At 52.4% G+C, this 15,252-nt stretch carries 19 protein-coding genes; 15 read left to right on the forward strand and 4 right to left on the reverse strand.

The window, feature by feature from the left end:
- Window positions 1–3: 3 nt before the first annotated feature.
- A complete protein-coding gene (locus NTH01S_RS09570; protein WP_068173076.1) occupies window positions 4–1,587 on the forward strand; it encodes a DHA2 family efflux MFS transporter permease subunit in 1,584 nt (527 codons plus the stop codon).
- On the opposite strand, the gene NTH01S_RS09575 is transcribed toward NTH01S_RS09570, so the two are convergent.
- Window positions 1,584–2,243: a TetR/AcrR family transcriptional regulator gene (locus tag NTH01S_RS09575; protein WP_084367271.1), complete on the reverse strand. Its 660-nt coding sequence runs from the start codon at window positions 2,241–2,243 to the stop codon at window positions 1,584–1,586. The genes NTH01S_RS09570 and NTH01S_RS09575 overlap by 4 nt on opposite strands.
- A gap of 98 nt (window positions 2,244–2,341) precedes the next feature.
- Between NTH01S_RS09575 and NTH01S_RS09580 the strand changes: the two genes are divergently transcribed.
- The 7 genes from NTH01S_RS09580 (at window position 2,342) to NTH01S_RS09610 (ending at window position 8,534) form a co-directional block, all read left to right on the forward strand.
- On the forward strand, window positions 2,342–3,907 hold the full coding sequence (locus NTH01S_RS09580) for an efflux transporter outer membrane subunit (protein ID WP_068173083.1): 1,566 nt from the start codon (window positions 2,342–2,344) through the stop codon (window positions 3,905–3,907).
- Between the two features lie 99 nt (window positions 3,908–4,006).
- On the forward strand, window positions 4,007–4,771 hold the full coding sequence (locus NTH01S_RS09585) for a response regulator transcription factor (protein ID WP_068173086.1): 765 nt from the start codon (window positions 4,007–4,009) through the stop codon (window positions 4,769–4,771).
- 59 nt (window positions 4,772–4,830) lie between these two features.
- Complete coding sequence (locus tag NTH01S_RS09590) at window positions 4,831–6,147, forward strand: ATP-binding protein (RefSeq protein WP_245642322.1); 1,317 nt, start codon at window positions 4,831–4,833, stop codon at window positions 6,145–6,147.
- An 85-nt stretch (window positions 6,148–6,232) separates the two neighbouring features.
- Window positions 6,233–6,802, forward strand: coding sequence for a NifU family protein (locus NTH01S_RS09595; protein ID WP_068173093.1), 570 nt, complete (start codon window positions 6,233–6,235; stop codon window positions 6,800–6,802).
- A gap of 18 nt (window positions 6,803–6,820) precedes the next feature.
- Window positions 6,821–7,414, forward strand: a complete 594-nt coding sequence (locus NTH01S_RS09600) for a malonic semialdehyde reductase (protein ID WP_068173131.1) — start codon at window positions 6,821–6,823, stop codon at window positions 7,412–7,414.
- Window positions 7,415–7,437: 23 nt separating this feature from the next.
- The gene (locus NTH01S_RS09605; RefSeq protein WP_245642324.1) at window positions 7,438–8,067 is read left to right on the forward strand and encodes a tRNA threonylcarbamoyladenosine biosynthesis protein TsaB; all 630 of its coding nucleotides are present in this window, start codon (window positions 7,438–7,440) and stop codon (window positions 8,065–8,067) included.
- Entirely contained in the window at window positions 8,067–8,534 is a 468-nt protein-coding gene (locus NTH01S_RS09610; protein ID WP_084367265.1) for a GNAT family N-acetyltransferase, read from the forward strand. The genes NTH01S_RS09605 and NTH01S_RS09610 overlap by 1 nt, the downstream gene beginning before the upstream one ends.
- 80 nt (window positions 8,535–8,614) lie before the next feature.
- Here NTH01S_RS09610 and NTH01S_RS09615 read toward each other — a convergent pair whose 3' ends face one another.
- On the reverse strand, window positions 8,615–8,854 hold the full coding sequence (locus tag NTH01S_RS09615; protein ID WP_157070938.1) for a sulfurtransferase TusA family protein: 240 nt from the start codon (window positions 8,852–8,854) through the stop codon (window positions 8,615–8,617).
- 85 nt (window positions 8,855–8,939) lie between these two features.
- Here NTH01S_RS09615 and NTH01S_RS09620 point away from each other — a divergent pair, with 85 nt between their 5' ends.
- The 5 genes from NTH01S_RS09620 (at window position 8,940) to NTH01S_RS09640 (ending at window position 13,088) form a co-directional block, all read left to right on the forward strand.
- Entirely contained in the window at window positions 8,940–9,347 is a 408-nt protein-coding gene (locus NTH01S_RS09620; RefSeq protein ID WP_068173103.1) for a MucR family transcriptional regulator, read from the forward strand.
- A 95-nt stretch (window positions 9,348–9,442) separates the two neighbouring features.
- Window positions 9,443–9,976, forward strand: a complete 534-nt coding sequence (locus tag NTH01S_RS09625; protein WP_068173106.1) for a Fur family transcriptional regulator — start codon at window positions 9,443–9,445, stop codon at window positions 9,974–9,976.
- A gap of 98 nt (window positions 9,977–10,074) precedes the next feature.
- On the forward strand, window positions 10,075–10,908 hold the full coding sequence (locus NTH01S_RS09630) for a GNAT family N-acetyltransferase (protein WP_068173137.1): 834 nt from the start codon (window positions 10,075–10,077) through the stop codon (window positions 10,906–10,908).
- Window positions 10,909–10,965: 57 nt separating this feature from the next.
- Window positions 10,966–12,471 (forward strand): apolipoprotein N-acyltransferase, encoded by a 1,506-nt coding sequence (lnt, locus tag NTH01S_RS09635; protein ID WP_370664320.1) that lies wholly within the window; start codon window positions 10,966–10,968, stop codon window positions 12,469–12,471.
- 71 nt (window positions 12,472–12,542) lie between these two features.
- A complete protein-coding gene (locus NTH01S_RS09640) occupies window positions 12,543–13,088 on the forward strand; it encodes a helix-turn-helix domain-containing protein (protein ID WP_068173111.1) in 546 nt (181 codons plus the stop codon).
- A 209-nt stretch (window positions 13,089–13,297) separates the two neighbouring features.
- Here NTH01S_RS09640 and NTH01S_RS09645 read toward each other — a convergent pair whose 3' ends face one another.
- Complete coding sequence (locus NTH01S_RS09645) at window positions 13,298–13,960, reverse strand: tyrosine-protein phosphatase (protein WP_068173114.1); 663 nt, start codon at window positions 13,958–13,960, stop codon at window positions 13,298–13,300.
- 67 nt (window positions 13,961–14,027) lie between these two features.
- Here NTH01S_RS09645 and NTH01S_RS09650 point away from each other — a divergent pair, with 67 nt between their 5' ends.
- Window positions 14,028–14,462: a hypothetical protein gene (locus NTH01S_RS09650; RefSeq protein ID WP_068173118.1), complete on the forward strand. Its 435-nt coding sequence runs from the start codon at window positions 14,028–14,030 to the stop codon at window positions 14,460–14,462.
- A gap of 241 nt (window positions 14,463–14,703) precedes the next feature.
- Here NTH01S_RS09650 and NTH01S_RS12215 read toward each other — a convergent pair whose 3' ends face one another.
- A complete protein-coding gene (locus NTH01S_RS12215) occupies window positions 14,704–14,949 on the reverse strand; it encodes a transposase (protein ID WP_370664321.1) in 246 nt (81 codons plus the stop codon).
- 103 nt (window positions 14,950–15,052) lie between these two features.
- On the opposite strand from NTH01S_RS12215, the gene NTH01S_RS12005 reads away from it, so the two are divergent.
- A partial coding sequence (locus NTH01S_RS12005; RefSeq protein ID WP_218015981.1) for a hypothetical protein occupies window positions 15,053–15,252 on the forward strand: 200 nt, incomplete at its 3' end.

Here is a 15,252-nt window from a genome sequence, read left to right on the forward strand (position 1 = left end):
TCCATGAGCGCTCTGGATAAATCAAAAGAAGAGTGGAAGCCCAAGCATAACCCTTGGTTGATTGCCGTTGTTGTGACAATGGCTGCGTTCATGGAGGTGCTGGATACAACCATTGTGAATGTGGCTTTGCCGCATATCGCAGGCTCGTTAGGTGGGTCATATGATGATTCCACCTGGGCCCTAACAGCGTATCTGGTTGCGAATGGTATTGTGCTGACAATATCGGGCTGGTTGTCGCGTCTTTTTGGACGTAAGCGGTATTTCCTGATTTGTATTGTGATGTTTACCGTATCGTCATTTTTGTGTGGTCTTGCACAATCATTGCCGATGTTGGTGGTGTTTCGTTTGATGCAGGGCTTCTTCGGTGGCGGACTACAGCCAAGCCAGCAATCTATTATTCTCGATACATTCCCGCCGGAAAAACGCGGCGCTGCTTTTGGCCTTACAGCGATCGCGACGATTGTCGGGCCGGTGTTAGGCCCTCTTTTGGGGGGCTTTCTAACGGATGATTATTCATGGCGTTGGGTGTTTTTCGTTAATATCCCCTTCGGAATTATGTGCGTTTTGGCCGTCTCTGCGCTCGTGGAGGACCCCCCTTGGGAAAGGCGCCGTCGTATGCCTATCGACGGTATTGGTATTGGCCTGATTACTCTAGGCTTAGGCTGCCTTGAGCTCGCATGTGACCGGGGTGAGGATGAGGATTGGTTCGGGTCGCATTATATTGTGCTCATGGCCATTTTGGGGGCTGTTGGTATCGTCGGTGCAATTTTTTGGATGTTGAAAGCGCGACAACCTCTCTTGAGGCTAGAAGTTTTCAAAGACCGTAATTTTGCAACCAGTATGCTTCTGATGTCTATGGTAGGGGCGCTGCTTTACAGCTCGTCTGTTATTATTCCGCAGTTTGCGCAGCAAGTGCAGGGATATACGGCCACAACATCAGGGCTCCTTTTGGCACCGGGCGGCGTCGCGGTTATTGTCTTGATTCCGATCGTGGGACAACTGATGAAGGTCATACCCGTACGGTATATTATCGCCTGCGGTTTTACTTTGATGGGGCTCTCGATGTTTCAAGCTGCGCATTTAAGTGCGCAGATCGATTTCGCAACGCTTATTCAGTATCGCGTTAGTCAAACGGCGGCGCTCGCTTTTCTGTTCGTACCTATTTCAACGGTTGCATATTCAACATTGCCGCGGGAATTGAATGCGGATGCATCAGCCCTTTTCAGTATGTGCCGTAATTATTTAGGTTCTTTGGCTATTTCATTGTCTACTGCGGCTGTTGTTGAAGCGCGGCAACGGCATCAAAATGATATGGCAGGGCATATGATTACAGGCCGCCAGCCCTATACGGATTATCTTAACGCCGTACAAAAAACGGCTCAAGATCATGGGCTTACACCTGCGGCGGCGCATGGCTTTGCTGTGCACCGGCTGATGGGTGAGTTTTCAACACAAACGGCGATGTTGGCTTATAATGAGGTATTTCGTTGGATCGGAATTTTAGCCCTCATGGTTGTGCCTCTATGCGCTCTGCTTGCACCTGCCGCGAAAAAACGGAGCGGTGATGCCCCTGTAGGGGGGCACTAATGAGGGGCATAGATCTTAAAAAAGCTTTCGGCGGTCAACTCTGCCAATTGCGCAATAGCCTGAGCGCTATCATCGACGGGAAGAGCCAAGCGACGGCGGTTGATAATGCGTGTTTGGCACATCGCCATCAATTGCTCTGCCGCGAACTCAGCATCAGGGACAGTCAGTGTGGCGGTGTCGTGGCAGCGTTGAAGCCATTGGCTCAAATGGCTCAGGTTTGCACCAAAGCTATGTTTCCAAAAAATATCCGCCAAATTCGGGAATTTTTTAGTCTCGGCAACCAGTATGCGGTAAAGGCTCATTGCTTCGGGGTTGAGCAAAAGATGGATGGCAGCTTCACAGACACTCAACAAAGTGTTTTTGAAATTCTGCGCGTCATTACTCACCAGAGCAGTAATTGCTTGAAGCTTTGTGCGCGACTGTTCCATAATGAAAGCCGAGAAGAGATCCGCTTTGCTCGTGAAGTGATTGTACAGCGTCCCTTTCGAGACGCCAGCTTCACGGGCGATGTGGGACATCGACGCACCCTCGTAGCCATGCGCCAAAAAGACTTTCCCTGCGCCCTTCAGAATTTGCTCGCGCTTACTGGGTTGCGCGGTGATCGGGGTGGTGCTGGGCAATTGACGTGGTGTCTGGGTAGCCCGTTGGTTTTTCATAAAGCGCCGGCATTCTTTCGTCATCATACTGCAATGCGTATTATGCTGACCGAACAGGTCGGTCAGCGCAAGAATATTTCTGTTTCGGGGGTCTGATCATGAGAGCAATTTCTTTTGTACGCGTTTTGTTTGTCGGTGTCGCGGCTGTTGCTCTTTCGGGGTGCTTGCATGTTGGCCCTGAATTTCATGCCCCGAAAGCATGGGCACCAGAACATTATGCGCGAGCTGTGACGCAGGCTCCTACCAGTGTCACACGTGAAGAGGCAATTTCGGATCAATGGTGGGCGCTTTTTCATGATTCTGAGCTGACATCTTTAGAAAATCGTCTTGTTCACCAAAACTTGGCGTTCCGTCTCTCAACCGCCAATCTCGCGCAGAGTAGAGCGCAATTGATGATGGCGGGGGCAGAGCGCTTTCCGGGCTTGAGTGCGTCGGGCTCTTATGAACGGAGCCAATTTAGTTCTAAATTTGCTCAGGAAGCTATTGGCCGAGTTGGCTCCCGTTTGGGAACGGGGACTGCCGGCCAGTTTGCTCAGCGCGCAGCGAGTGATACTGAAATCCCGCAATTGGACCAGTGGAAAGATGGGATTGATGCGACGTATGAAATCGATCTCTGGGGCCGCGTAGCGCATCAATATGATGCTGCAAAAGCAGATTTGGCGGCGTCGGATGAAGAGCGTCGTGCGGTTTTAATTGCTCAACAAGCAGATATGGCGCGAGCGTATCTTACATTGCGTGGAGATCAGACGCGTCAGCGCGTTCTGGCAGAGAATTTGGCAACACAAAAGCAGTTTCAGGCGCTTGCGCAGGCGCGTTATCGTGCCGGTTTGGTGTCAGAATTAGATGTTGATACGGCTCAGGGGCGTGTCCACGATACTGAAAGCCGTCTGGCGCAGTTAGCGCAAGCGGTCGCACAGGAAAAAAATGCCGTTGCCTTGCTGCTCGGAGAGATGCCGAGCAGTCTGAATGAAGAGCTCGTAGCGCGGGAGACCCCTGTTGTCCCCCCTGTTGTGCCGGTGGGCCTGCCCTCAGAACTCGCGCAGCGCCGCCCGGATATTCGTGAGGCAGAAGAAGAACTCCGTGGTGCAGTGGCCGAGGTCGGTGAGGCAACGGCGGATTTTTACCCGAAAGTGACGATTAATGCAGATTTTGGTTTTCAGAGTTTGTCGTTCCGTGACTTAGGATTTTGGAATGCACGTGCATGGAATATCGGTCCGTCAATTTCATTGCCGATTTTCCAAGGTGGACGTTTGCGAGGTCAATTGGCGTTAAAAGAGTACGCTCAAAAAGCGGCTGCTATTCATTATCAACAGACAGTCTTGCAGGCATGGCATGATGTTGACAATGCGCTGATTGCATATCGCAATGAGCAGTTCCATCATCAGGGGTTAGCGGGGGAAGTAGAAGATAACCAGCGCGCTCTTAACCTCGCAAAAAGCCAGTATCGCTCAGGGCTAACAACATATTTGAGCGTCTTAAATGCGCAGTCTCAGTTGCAGTCAGCGCAGCTTGATTTGGCTGAAAGTGACTGTACGTTAGCAAGCAATTTGGCGCGTTTATATAATGCGTTAGGAGGCGGGTGGAGCAGTACTTTGCCGAGTGATAATCCTTCTCAAGGTTCAGTAGTGGCAATTTCCTCCGGACCTAAAAAAGAGGCTCGCTAAAATTTGTTGCTAAAATAGTGCACTCCTCTTTATTGCTAAGTGCAGTTTACATGTTATTGAAGGTGTAACAGTTTCTTCTCAGCATGGATAAGAAAGAGCGTGCAGCCCAATCTTACTGATCCCAACCTACCGGCGCGTATTCTCGTTGTTGAAGACGATGCAGGAATGCGTACCCTGATTTTGCGGGCCCTTCAGGGGGCCGGTTTCCGTGTGCGTGGTGTCGCATGTGGAGAAGAAATGTGGGAAGCATTAGAGCTAGCACCAGTTGACCTGATCATCATGGATGTGATGTTGCCCGGTACGAACGGTGTTGAGTTGTGTCGTGCCTTACGGAGCGGCCAAGCTGCGGCACATGTGGAAGAGCCTCCGCCAGCACAGTTGCCAATTATTATGGTGTCCGCTCGCGGTGAGGAGCGTGACCGCGTGAACGGGCTTGAGGCCGGTGCCGATGACTATGTGCCGAAACCGTTTGGGCAGCGTGAGCTGCTAGCGCGCGTTCGGGCTGCACTGCGGCGTGGTAGCGTGGGTACGGTGCAAGAACCTGCCCGTCGTGAGCGTTTGAAGTTTGCGGGTTGGACCCTAGACTTACGTCGGCGTGAGTTGACTGACCCTGCTGGCGTCACGGTTGATATCTCCGGCGCAGAGCATGATTTGTTAACGAGCTTCCTCGATAACCCGCAGAGGGTCATCGCACGTGATCGTTTGCTCGAATTATCACGCACTCGTTTGGGGGATGTTTCGGATCGAAGCATTGATGTTCTGGTGAGTCGTTTGCGTAGGAAATTAGGTGGTGACGCAGAGCAATTAATTCGGACAGTGCGTGGCCTTGGCTATATTTTTGTTGCAGAAGTGGAGCGGGTCTAACAATTTCTGAGCGTTTTCCATTTTGGCCATTAGGCCATGTTGGGCGTGTTAGCGTTGTTTTGACGGTAGCCGTGGTTTTGGTCTTTATAGCGAACACGGTTTTTTATAATGAGGCCGAGGCCTTTATCGTCAATGATGTACGCTTCGTACAGTTGGGTGACGCGTTAAATACAGACTTACGTGTCTTGTCATCTGCTCCGGCGAGTCAGCGATCTTTTTTGGGGGTTGTCTTGTCGGGGAGCGAGCTGGACGTGTCTTGGGAGGCGCGTCTAGACTTGCCAAATCTTCCCAATTTACCACGGCATCATAGCCCGCCTTTGACGCGTCTGGTCCACCGTTTGGCACGAGACTACCCGCCCTTAGCAAAGGCCGATTTAGATCTGTATACCTTGGCTCCCAATGCTACGGATGTTTTGGGAAGCGCCACCCTGCCGGATGGCAGTGTTATGCGGTATCGTGTTCCCGGTTTGATGAAAAGACACACCTTTACCCGGGGGTTGGCGGCCGCGGCGATTACTGCTGGGGCTATTAGTATTGCTGCGGCTATTTTGATTCAGGGCTTAAGCCTGCCATTGCGCGCATTAAGTGAGGCAGCAGAGCGTGTTGGCCGGAATGAAGAATGGGAGCCCGTGCAAGAACGTGGTTCTCGTGAAGTGCGCGGGGTTGCGCGCACGATTAATGCGATGCAAACGCGTATTCAAAGCTTGCTAGATGACCGTACGCAAGCTCTTGCCGCCGTGTCACATGATTTGCGCACACCTCTCACGCGTTTGCGTTTGCGTTGTGGTTTTTTGGTGGATGAGGAGGCGCAGTCTGCCATTGAAGCGGACCTAGATGAAATGGAAATCATGGTGAATGGTGTTCTCGCTTATCTCTCAGGTGCGGATGATCCAGAGTCCATTCGTGTGACCGATATTGTGGCGACGATATATACCTTGGTCGATGATTGCTCGGATATGGGGCACGATGCCCGTTATGAGGGGCCTGAGCATTGCCGTCTAACAGTCCGCCCCTTGGCGATGAAGCGTGTGCTTTCCAACCTCATTGAGAATGGCCTGAAATATGGCGGCCGTGTTCTCGTGGAGATTGTTCAACCTAAATATGGATGGGTTGATATTAGGGTCAGTGATAATGGGTCAGGAATCCCAGAAAGTGAACGTGAGCGCGTTCTAACACCGTTTTATCGTCTTGAAGACTCTCGCTCTCGTCAGACAGGCGGTATTGGTCTGGGGCTTGCGATTGTTTCGCGCGAAGTTCAGCGTGTGGGCGGTACCCTTCGGTTGATGCAGGGAGATGTAAAGCGGGGCTATGGCGGTCTATGTGCTGTAATATCCTTGCCTCTTGAGGTGCAGGCCCCGAAAGGGCATCGTATTTAGTCCTCATTATTTAGCTCTAAGCCTCTTGCGTCTCCGGTGGAAACAGCACATGTGACGGAGACGTGTTGAGAAGGACGAACGACGCATGTTCATCGAGACTGAAGATACTCCCAATCCAGAGACTTTAAAATTCTTACCGGGCCGTGCCGTTATGGGTACTGCAGGTACGGCTGATTTTGGGGATGTAGTTTCTGCAAAAGGCCGCTCAGAGCTAGCGGTTGAATTGTTCGCGCAGGCAGATGTGCGACGTGTTTTCCTTGGTAATGATTTTGTTTCTATTACCAAGACACCAGAAGCAGAGTGGCATGCTTTGAAGCCAGTTTTGCTCGGGGTTCTAACAAGCTTTTTTGAAGCTAATCGCCCAGTTTTTGTTGAAGGGCACAGCGCGTCAGCCGTTGATGCCGCTATTGCTGATCAAGATGCTGAAACCGTGCAGCGCATTCGTGATTTGCTGGATGATCGGGTGCGCCCTGCTGTCGCGAGTGACGGTGGCGATATCGCTTTTCGTGGGTATCGGGATGGGATTGTGTATTTGAGCATGCAAGGGGCATGCGCAGGTTGTCCGTCATCCCGTGCCACCTTGAAGCATGGTGTTGAGAACATGCTGCGCCATTATGTGCCAGAAGTCTCCGCCGTTGAACAAGTCGAGGACTGATGAATGACTGAGCTGGGTATGTCGTCAGTTATGACATCGGTGTTGGAGAAGGCGCGAACTGCGACATCCTTTTCTCGTCGTCCAGTATCAGAAGAGGTGCTGCACCAGTTATATGACTTGGTGAAGATGGGGCCAACATCGGGCAATTGCTCCCCAGCTCGGTTCGTTTTTTTAACCTCTCGAGAGGCGCGTGAACGAATCAAACCTTCGTTGTCGGTCGGAAATGCCGAACGCGCTATGGCCGCGCCTGTTTTGGCAGTTGTGTGTCATGATCCATTGTTCTTTGAAGCGTTCCCCCGTTTGGGTGTTGACCCTGAATTGCGGGAATGGTTTGCGGCTGATGTCGGCTTGGCGGAAGAAACGTCGTTCAGAAATGGCACTTTGCAGGGCGGATATTTGATTTTAGCCGCACGTATGCTGGGTCTGGATGTTATGCCGATGTCAGGGTTTGACACTTTCGCTGTAGAAGATACGCTTTTAGCCGGGAAAGGGTGGCGCGCTAATTTTTTAGTCGGGCTTGGGTATCCGGCGGAGAATGTGCCGCATCCTGATCATGCGCCGCCCCGTGCACCGCGCCTCGCTTTTGATGAAGCATGTTTCTGTTTGTCATAATGTGGGCACGAGTTTGATTTGAAATGAAAACCATTGTCTTCAATGGTGCCGGGGCAGGAGCGCAGCCTACGAATCTAGTGGCGCTTCTTGATGGCACGCAGGTCTTAGCGCAGACGGTGTTAACGGGGCGGGGGGCGTCAGAGTATTTTGCTCCTACGCTACAGGCTTTATTGGTGCAGGTGCAGCAAGCGGGGATGGTCTTTCGGCCGGATCGAGTGGTTGCCGTTGTGGGGCCAGGCTCCTTTACGGGGCTGAGGGCATCGTTGGCTTTGGCAAGCGGATATGCTGCAGGTTGGGGGTGTCCAACGCTTGGTGTAACACTTGGTGCCGCACTGCGCGCTACGTTGTCGCGTGATGATGTGACCTGTGTGAGCGTTGCAAGGCGGGGACGCTTTTTTGTGGATCCGCCGCAGGGTTCTGTGTTTGCTATCCCAGAAGTGGATTTTGACGCGTCATCTTTAGCGTGCGTCGCGGGAGACGCCGTAGACGGGGTGCGGTCTTGGGCCTGCCCGACGGTTTCTCTTTTATCGCCTACTGCGCTGGGTATTGTAGCGGCGGCAGAGCGGTATAGGACAGACGCCTTCTCACCGCTCTATGTGGACCCACCCGAGGCAAAACCTCCGGCTGCTGGTTTGCGCCCTGCGCCTGTATAATGTGTATTTGGAGCGATGAGTATACACTCACAGAATGTGGTGTGGAAGCTGCGTCTGTATTGGCGGCAATGCATGCTGAGGTGTTTGCCGGAGGAGAAATATGGAGCCGCGAATCGTTTCATGAGATTTTCACAATTCCGGGAACGCGCGCGTATTGTGCTCATCACGGCGATCTTGGGCTTGGGTTGATTGTGTACCGTGTCATTGCGGGGGAAGTTGAAATTTTGACACTCGGCACGTTGTCTCATGCGCGCCGCCGTGGTGTGGCGCGGCGTTTGGTGCAAGAGGTGTTGCAATATGGGACAGTTTTTTTAGAAGTATCCGTGCAGAACACAGGGGCCCAAGCATTGTATCATAGCTTAGGCTTTGAAGTGGTGGGGCGTAGAAAGCGGTACTATCAAGATGGTAGTGACGCTACTGTACTGCGCCGAGACGCTGATGATGGTACACACATTGTTGTGAAATGAAATTGCTTTAAAATGGCTGTTTTCTGCCATTTTAAAGTGGTATATTAGCCTTGTTTCTGCTGGCTTGGTTCATGTTTTTATCATTTCATAATGATGCCAGAGAAAATATCACCAGCGCCCTCTAATTCAAATTCTTGAATGATTTTACACGGTATAATTTTTATCATGTCTGATATATTTCTATATGTTTCTTGTCCCTTTAAGGTAATTTTTAATCTCTGACCAGAAACAAGAGAGTCAAAATATGCTCGGATATAGACACTGGTCATGGGGCATTTTTTATCTCTAATGTCGAGGTGAAGTATTTCATTTTCTTTCACGGCGTTTTTTTGTCCATTAACACTTGAATAACATTAGGTGCAGCCGCTAAAGGGGCCAACACACATGTTGTAAAGGATTTAGGGTATGTCACAAGAAATAGAAGTGCAGGACTTCAAGAACCTGACCGCGCAAATTGTCACGGCTTATGTCTCCAATCACGATGTTGCTACAGAAACATTGCCATCTTTGATTCGCTCCGTGCATGACGCTCTGGCGACTGTTGATGCACCGGCCGAATTGCCAGAAGAAAAGCCCGTACCGGCTGTTCCTTTGAAGAAGTCTGTGTTCCCAGACTACATTGTGTGCTTGGAAGACGGAAAGAAGTTGAAGCTTCTGCGTCGTCATCTGAAGACAGTCTATAACATGACGCCACAAGAATACCGTGAGCGTTGGGGCCTGCCACCGGAATACCCGATGGTTGCTCCAAACTATGCCAGCCATCGCTCATCTTTGGCGCGTAAGATCGGTCTTGGCCGTCGTCGTGCGGGCTAATGACCTTCGTAAAAACCCGCCCCTATCACAGGGGCGGGTTTTTTTTATAATGAAGGCATTGGACAACAGGAACGTTTTTCGGCTAGGCCGCAATTATGGTCGCTGACACAAAAACTGCGGGCCCAGGGTCCCGCTTCCCTGCACGACAACCGGCTGGTGCTGGAGTCGTAGAGGATTCGCCGATTGCTCGCCTCTGTGTTGAGAAGGGCTTGAAGATGACTGGTCAACGCCGGGTCATTGCGTATGTCCTGTCGACCGCAGATGATCACCCGGACGTTGAAGAGTTATACCGCCGCGCAGCCGAGATTGATGGGCGTATTTCCGTGGCGACGGTTTACCGTACCGTGCGCCTTTTGGAAGAAAAAGGTATTCTAGAACGGCGTGACTTCGGTGGCGGCCGCGCGCGGTATGAAGCCAGTGACAATGGCCATCATTATCATTTGATTGATGTTGAGAGTGGCCATGTCGCAGAATTTGAAGATGACGAGCCTGTTCGTTTGATGACGGAGATTGCCCGTCGTTTAGGGTTTGAGTTGGTATCACATCGTATTGAAATTTTTGGGCGTCGTTTGTCTGAGACGAAAGCCGAGAACGTTATTTCCTCAAAGAAAGATAAGAGCGAATCATGACCATGAAACCGACAGAGTTGGACACGCCGCTTCCCGTAACGGAACGTGAGGCAGAAACGGCACATTCGCTGGTCAGCAGCGAAGAAACTCGTCGGCAAATGGAAACATTGTCTACGCTGGCTCTGAACCGTGACGGTGGCTTTCAGGAAGTGCGTGGCGGTGCGCTGGGTGTTCGCTTGGCGGAAACAGATGAAGAGCGTGATGCTGCTCAGGCCCTCCGCTATCGCGTCTTTTTTGAGGAAATGGGTGCACACCCGGATGAACGGGCATTGCGGACTAAGCGCGACGTTGATGAGTTTGACGACGTCGCTGACCACCTTTTGGTGATTGATCATAATATCTCTTCTGGTGCGAAGGGCGTCGTGGGGACTTATCGTCTCCTGCGCTCAGATGCCGCAGAGAAGGTGGGGCGTTTCTATACAGCGTCAGAGTATGATATTTCGCCTCTAACGGAGTTTCCGGGCCGTCTGCTGGAAGTCGGGCGTTCTTGCGTGGCACAAGAATATCGCGGCCGTGCGGCTATGCCACTGCTGTGGCAGGGGATTGCGTCTTATATCTTTTTGCATCGTATTGATGTGCTGTTTGGTTGCGGCAGCCTACCCGGCACGAACCCAGATGCCCTCGCTGATCAGTTGACGTATCTTCACCATAATCATTTAGCCCCACCTGCATTGCGTATTCGCGCATTGGAGGAGCGTTATGTTGAGATGCTACGCAAGGACCCCCACTTGCTGGAGCCGCGTGCTTGCTTAAGCAAGATGCCTCCTCTGATTAAGGGATATCTCCGGCTAGGAGGTTATGTGGGGGACGGTGCTGTGGTGGATGAGCAGTTCAACACAACGGATGTGGCCGTGTTGGTGAAGAGTGAACTTCTCGCAGATAAGTACTATCGCCACTATGAGCGGCGCCTGCGTGACGCACTCGATTCTTAACAAAGACACATGAAGGCGCTGTGTTGATCGCGGCGCTTTTCCTTTGAGGGTATGGTCATGAACCCCACGCTTCCGCTCTCAGGCTGGCGATTTGGCGCGCTATTATTGGGGGTGGGGGCACTCACGGCGCTCGCATTTCCGCCGATATGTTTTGTACCCATCTTACCATTGGGTTTGCTGGTTTTGTATCGTGCGGCTGAAGATGCGGTATCTTGGAAGCATGCTGCACTTTATGGCTTTTTATTCGGGCTTGGTCTGCATACGGCAGGGTTATACTGGCTGACGAATGCCATTTTGACGCGCGTGCATGATTTTTGGTGGGTTTTGCCGATTGCAGCACCGGGTGTGGCCTGTGTGATTGCTCCTTTGGTGGCTATTCCTGCGGTGGCTTGTCGTTGGGTTGCTCCGGGGTGGCGGCGCGTTTTGATGTTTGCCGGCAGTTGGACACTCGCAGATATGGCGCGTGTTTTGTTGTTTTCTGGTTTCCCATGGAATCCTTTAGGGAGTGCTTTGGAAGTCCCCGGTTCTTTGGGAGATATTTTGATACAGCCCGCCTCACTCATTGGGGTCGATGGTTTAACGCTGGTTGTTGTGTTGGCTGCCTTAACTGTGGCGCGAGGGCGACGGGGCATAGCGGTGGCCAGTTGTGGTTTTGTGGTATGGGTGGGGTGGTCGGTTTGGCACCTGCACCATATGACGGTGCTCCCTGTCCAGAATCCACGGGCCGTGGTGGTGCAGGGGAATGTCTCAGAAGAGCAGATTTTAACGCGTGCAGTACGCGTTGATAATTTCCTAAAGTATTTACGTTTAACAGCCCAAGGTGTGCAGATAGCGCAAGCCGTGGGGGATGAAAGGCCTGTCGTCGCTATTTGGCCGGAATCTGGTTTCCCCGGTATTTTGGATGAAGACGCTACGGCGCGGAGTTACATTGCGCGGGCCGCTCATGGTGCTATGACCATGGTGGGGTCTGATCGGGATATTTTGGGTCATTGGTATAATAGTTTAGAAGTTGTGGACCCAAGCGGTAATATCGCGGCGGTTTATGATAAGAGCCGTCTGGTTCCCTTCGGGGAATATAAGCCGTGGATCGTACCGTTTAATCTCTTGCCGGAGGCGTTAACGCCGGGGGCGGGGCTCAAGACGTTGGACATGCCGGGTATTGGCCGGGTTGGCCCGATGGTGTGCTACGAGGTGGTGTTTTCAGGGGCTGTGATTGCGCCGCATCAACGCCCACATTGGCTCGTGACGATTTCGAATGATGCATGGTTTGGCAATAGTGCGGGGCCGCGTCAGCATTTGGCAACAGGTCGGATGCGTGCCGTTGAAGAAGGTCTGCCGATGGTATTTGTGAATAATACCGGGATTTCAGCCATTTATAATGGTCAAGGCCATGAGATGCAGCGTTTGGGGTGGGGTGTTGCGCAAGAGATGGTAGCGGATATTCCACCGCCCTTAGCACCAACACTCTTTGCGCGTTTAGGGCGTCATTTTCCGTTGGCTCTTGCAGTTTTGTGCGTGATGTTGGCGTGGGTACCGGCTCATCGTTTAAAGGGCTACCAATAAAGTACTACCTAAAGGTTAACGTTGACAATCTCAGGTTGTTTTTTAATAATAAAACAACTTAAGGGGGAGCTATGTCAAAACCTCAAGGTAAGACTGAAAGCAAGAACGTGGCAGGCTCTACGGATGTGCATATTGGTCACCGTATCCGCTTGCGCCGTACGTTAATGGGGTTGTCTCAAGAAAGCTTGGGAGAGGCGCTCGGCGTTACGTTTCAGCAAGTTCAAAAATATGAACGCGGGGCAAACCGCGTGAGCGCAAGCCGTCTTTTTGAGCTGGCACAAGCACTCGATGTGCCGGTTGGCTTCTTTTATGATGGGCAATTACAAGGCACAGACGCGAAGCCCGCCTTAAACGAGCAAGAACGCCCTTTTATCCCCTCAGCCACTCCCTCTTTTGGCTTTGCGGAGACACAGGCGGGTTTTGGTGGGCCGCCACCAAGCGTGCCAAAGCCTGCACAGGCGACGCGTCTTTTCGATGCGTCAGAAGATGAAGCGGCACTCTTTAGCAAACGGGAAACAGTGGATCTTGTGCGTGCGTATTATCGCATTTCGGATCCGGGAGTCCGTAAACATATGCTGGATCTCGTACGCAGCATAGCATCGACTGCTGAAGCGTAATGTGTATGTGCGTTATTGCGTTTTGACCAATGAGGTTGAAGGCCCCCCTCTTTTTTCCGGGCAATGTAAGCAATATGGCCCGTTGATAGTATCGATTGTGAAAACCTAAAAAGAGGGGTTCTTCCCCTCCTTAATGGCGCACTCACATCAGAACGACGTTGATATTCAACGCCTCCCTGACGTGGCTTGAAGTGGGTAGTAAAGAGACTTTATTCGCGGCGTAACACGCGGTCATTCACAAAGGATGATAGCTTGCCTGCCTTGTAGTCAGCGCGAAGGCGGTCTTCATCATATTCATCCCGTACCCAATCTAGGAAGGGAATACGGCCTTCGGCCTCGGCTTTGTAGCGCAAGAAAAAGGCATCCAGAATCCCGGTGCGGGAACGGTTGAAATGCCCAAAGCGCCAGTGCAGTTGGTTGAGCGCATCATCCGCCGTACCGCCTTCAAACATGAGCACAAGGCCAGAGGCTAACCCTGCTCTGTCTGCGCCGGATTTACAGTGCATGAGCATGGGGAAGGTGATACCGCGATACATCTCTGCAAAACGCAGGATACGGTCCCGGTGCGGCGCACCACGGCTTTCAAAGGCCATGTCGAGATGCTCAAGCCCTAAACGGGCACTGGCACGGCGTGAGAGCGCGTCAGAGCCGCATTTGCGGTGTCCGCGTAGGTTCACTAGTGTTTTGATGCCGAGGCGCCTCTGAAGGCTGCGGAGGCGTGCTGGCGTGGGGTGATTACAGCGCCATACCTTGCCGGGTACAACAGCAGAGAGATTGGTCCAGATGAGGCGGAAAATGGAGTGATCAACAAAGAGGCTATCGCGCCACGCTCGGCGACGATCGGCTGCGGAAGTAATCCGGCCTTCGAACATCAGATGTTCCTTATTTCTGGAGCGACAGATGCCGCACGTTGAATGTTTTGTCTCACCCCATAGGAGGATGCGTCAACGGTGCGAAGCTGCTATTTTGATTCGCATGATGTTTGCCTCGCGCCGTAAGCCTTTTGTGATTCTCCCGTTGATGACGCTGCTGTCCGGCTGTGCACTGGGCTCATCGTTCCAATCGCCGCCCGCAGATATGATTTCAACAATCCCGCCAGACCCGGTGCCGCGCCGCCATATTCTGCCACCGGGCGTGACGGCAGGGCGCATCATTCCCCCTATGCCCATGCCACCGGGCGCTGGTGTTGAGTTGGCCGGGGATGGGCCGCAGCATCCCCCCCCGACAGATGGAGCCCCACCGTCAGGCGGGATGAGCTTTGGCACGGGAGATGGCGGCGGCCAGCCAACCGACATAACCCCACGCCCCGCCGTACCTGATACTGAAGTCTCTTATGGCCACAGAGGCGCAACGGTGTCTGCGCCGGGGCAGTGATGGGGCAATAAATGGGACGGTGAGGGGCTGTTATGGGGGGAGACGTATCACGGTTTTGTTTTGGCTCCTTGATGGTGTCTTAAGTGGCCTTGCGCTGATGCTCTAGAGGGCTGTTCCATTGCAAAACGGAATGGAGCCTCTGCGTGTGGTAGAAATGATGAATGTAATCTGTGATGGGCCTGTTTGGTCGTCTTGTCGACGGCTCTATGATTGCCGCCACATCAATTCGGCCTTCAGTGTTTTAAAGAAGCGTTTTGTTACGGCATTCTCTATCATTCTCACCTAATAAGGCAGCACGATTCACGGTATTGGAAACCACAGTATCGTGCTTCTGCGCATCACGGCCCCACGTTTTTAATGTCGAAGACCCACCCCCTAAATCTTGAGCGATATGCTCACGCGATAGATCGCTACTCAGCGCTAAACGCACCGCCTCGTGTCTGAACTCGGTCTTGTAAACTCGCCCTATTCCAATTCTCCTTTTCAACCATCTTTGGTCTTAAAGGTTCGGAACAAAACCGTGACCGTCCATGCTGAGATCTTCCAGCCGCCTACCCGGCGGGGAGCCAGTTCAGGATAGCGATAACGCAATGAGGAGATCTCTCAGCCGCCTACCCGGCGGGGAGCAAGTGCTGGGATGGCCAGAATTATTTCGATACTCTCTCAGCCGCCTACCCGGCGGGGAGATCGGCCTGTGTTGTTGTTCGATTGAGGTCAGCTCTCTCAGCCGCCTACCCGGCGGGGAGCGCTCAGCCGTTCATCGCCTAGTCGGACTAGGTTCTCTCAGCCG

It is taken from the genome of Neokomagataea thailandica NBRC 106555 (genome assembly GCF_001598495.1).
GTDB classification, from domain to species: Bacteria; Pseudomonadota; Alphaproteobacteria; order Acetobacterales; family Acetobacteraceae; genus Gluconobacter; species Gluconobacter thailandicus_A.

What these genes read in the sequence shown, in the direction of transcription:
- NTH01S_RS09570 (WP_068173076.1), top strand. Translation starts at nt 4, where the DNA reads ATGAGCGCTCTGGATAAATCAAAAGAAGAGTGGAAGCCCAAGCATAAC.
- NTH01S_RS09575 (WP_084367271.1), bottom strand. Translation starts at nt 2,243, where the DNA reads ATGAAAAACCAACGGGCTACCCAGACACCACGTCAATTGCCCAGCACC.
- NTH01S_RS09580 (WP_068173083.1), top strand. Translation starts at nt 2,342, where the DNA reads ATGAGAGCAATTTCTTTTGTACGCGTTTTGTTTGTCGGTGTCGCGGCT.
- NTH01S_RS09595 (WP_068173093.1), top strand. Translation starts at nt 6,233, where the DNA reads ATGTTCATCGAGACTGAAGATACTCCCAATCCAGAGACTTTAAAATTC.
- NTH01S_RS09600 (WP_068173131.1), top strand. Translation starts at nt 6,821, where the DNA reads ATGTCGTCAGTTATGACATCGGTGTTGGAGAAGGCGCGAACTGCGACA.
- NTH01S_RS09605 (WP_245642324.1), top strand. Translation starts at nt 7,438, where the DNA reads ATGAAAACCATTGTCTTCAATGGTGCCGGGGCAGGAGCGCAGCCTACG.
- NTH01S_RS09610 (WP_084367265.1), top strand. Translation starts at nt 8,067, where the DNA reads ATGTGTATTTGGAGCGATGAGTATACACTCACAGAATGTGGTGTGGAA.
- NTH01S_RS09620 (WP_068173103.1), top strand. Translation starts at nt 8,940, where the DNA reads ATGTCACAAGAAATAGAAGTGCAGGACTTCAAGAACCTGACCGCGCAA.
- NTH01S_RS09625 (WP_068173106.1), top strand. Translation starts at nt 9,443, where the DNA reads ATGGTCGCTGACACAAAAACTGCGGGCCCAGGGTCCCGCTTCCCTGCA.
- NTH01S_RS09630 (WP_068173137.1), top strand. Translation starts at nt 10,075, where the DNA reads ATGGAAACATTGTCTACGCTGGCTCTGAACCGTGACGGTGGCTTTCAG.
- lnt (WP_370664320.1), top strand. Translation starts at nt 10,966, where the DNA reads ATGAACCCCACGCTTCCGCTCTCAGGCTGGCGATTTGGCGCGCTATTA.
- NTH01S_RS09640 (WP_068173111.1), top strand. Translation starts at nt 12,543, where the DNA reads ATGTCAAAACCTCAAGGTAAGACTGAAAGCAAGAACGTGGCAGGCTCT.
- NTH01S_RS09645 (WP_068173114.1), bottom strand. Translation starts at nt 13,960, where the DNA reads ATGTTCGAAGGCCGGATTACTTCCGCAGCCGATCGTCGCCGAGCGTGG.
- NTH01S_RS09650 (WP_068173118.1), top strand. Translation starts at nt 14,028, where the DNA reads ATGCGTCAACGGTGCGAAGCTGCTATTTTGATTCGCATGATGTTTGCC.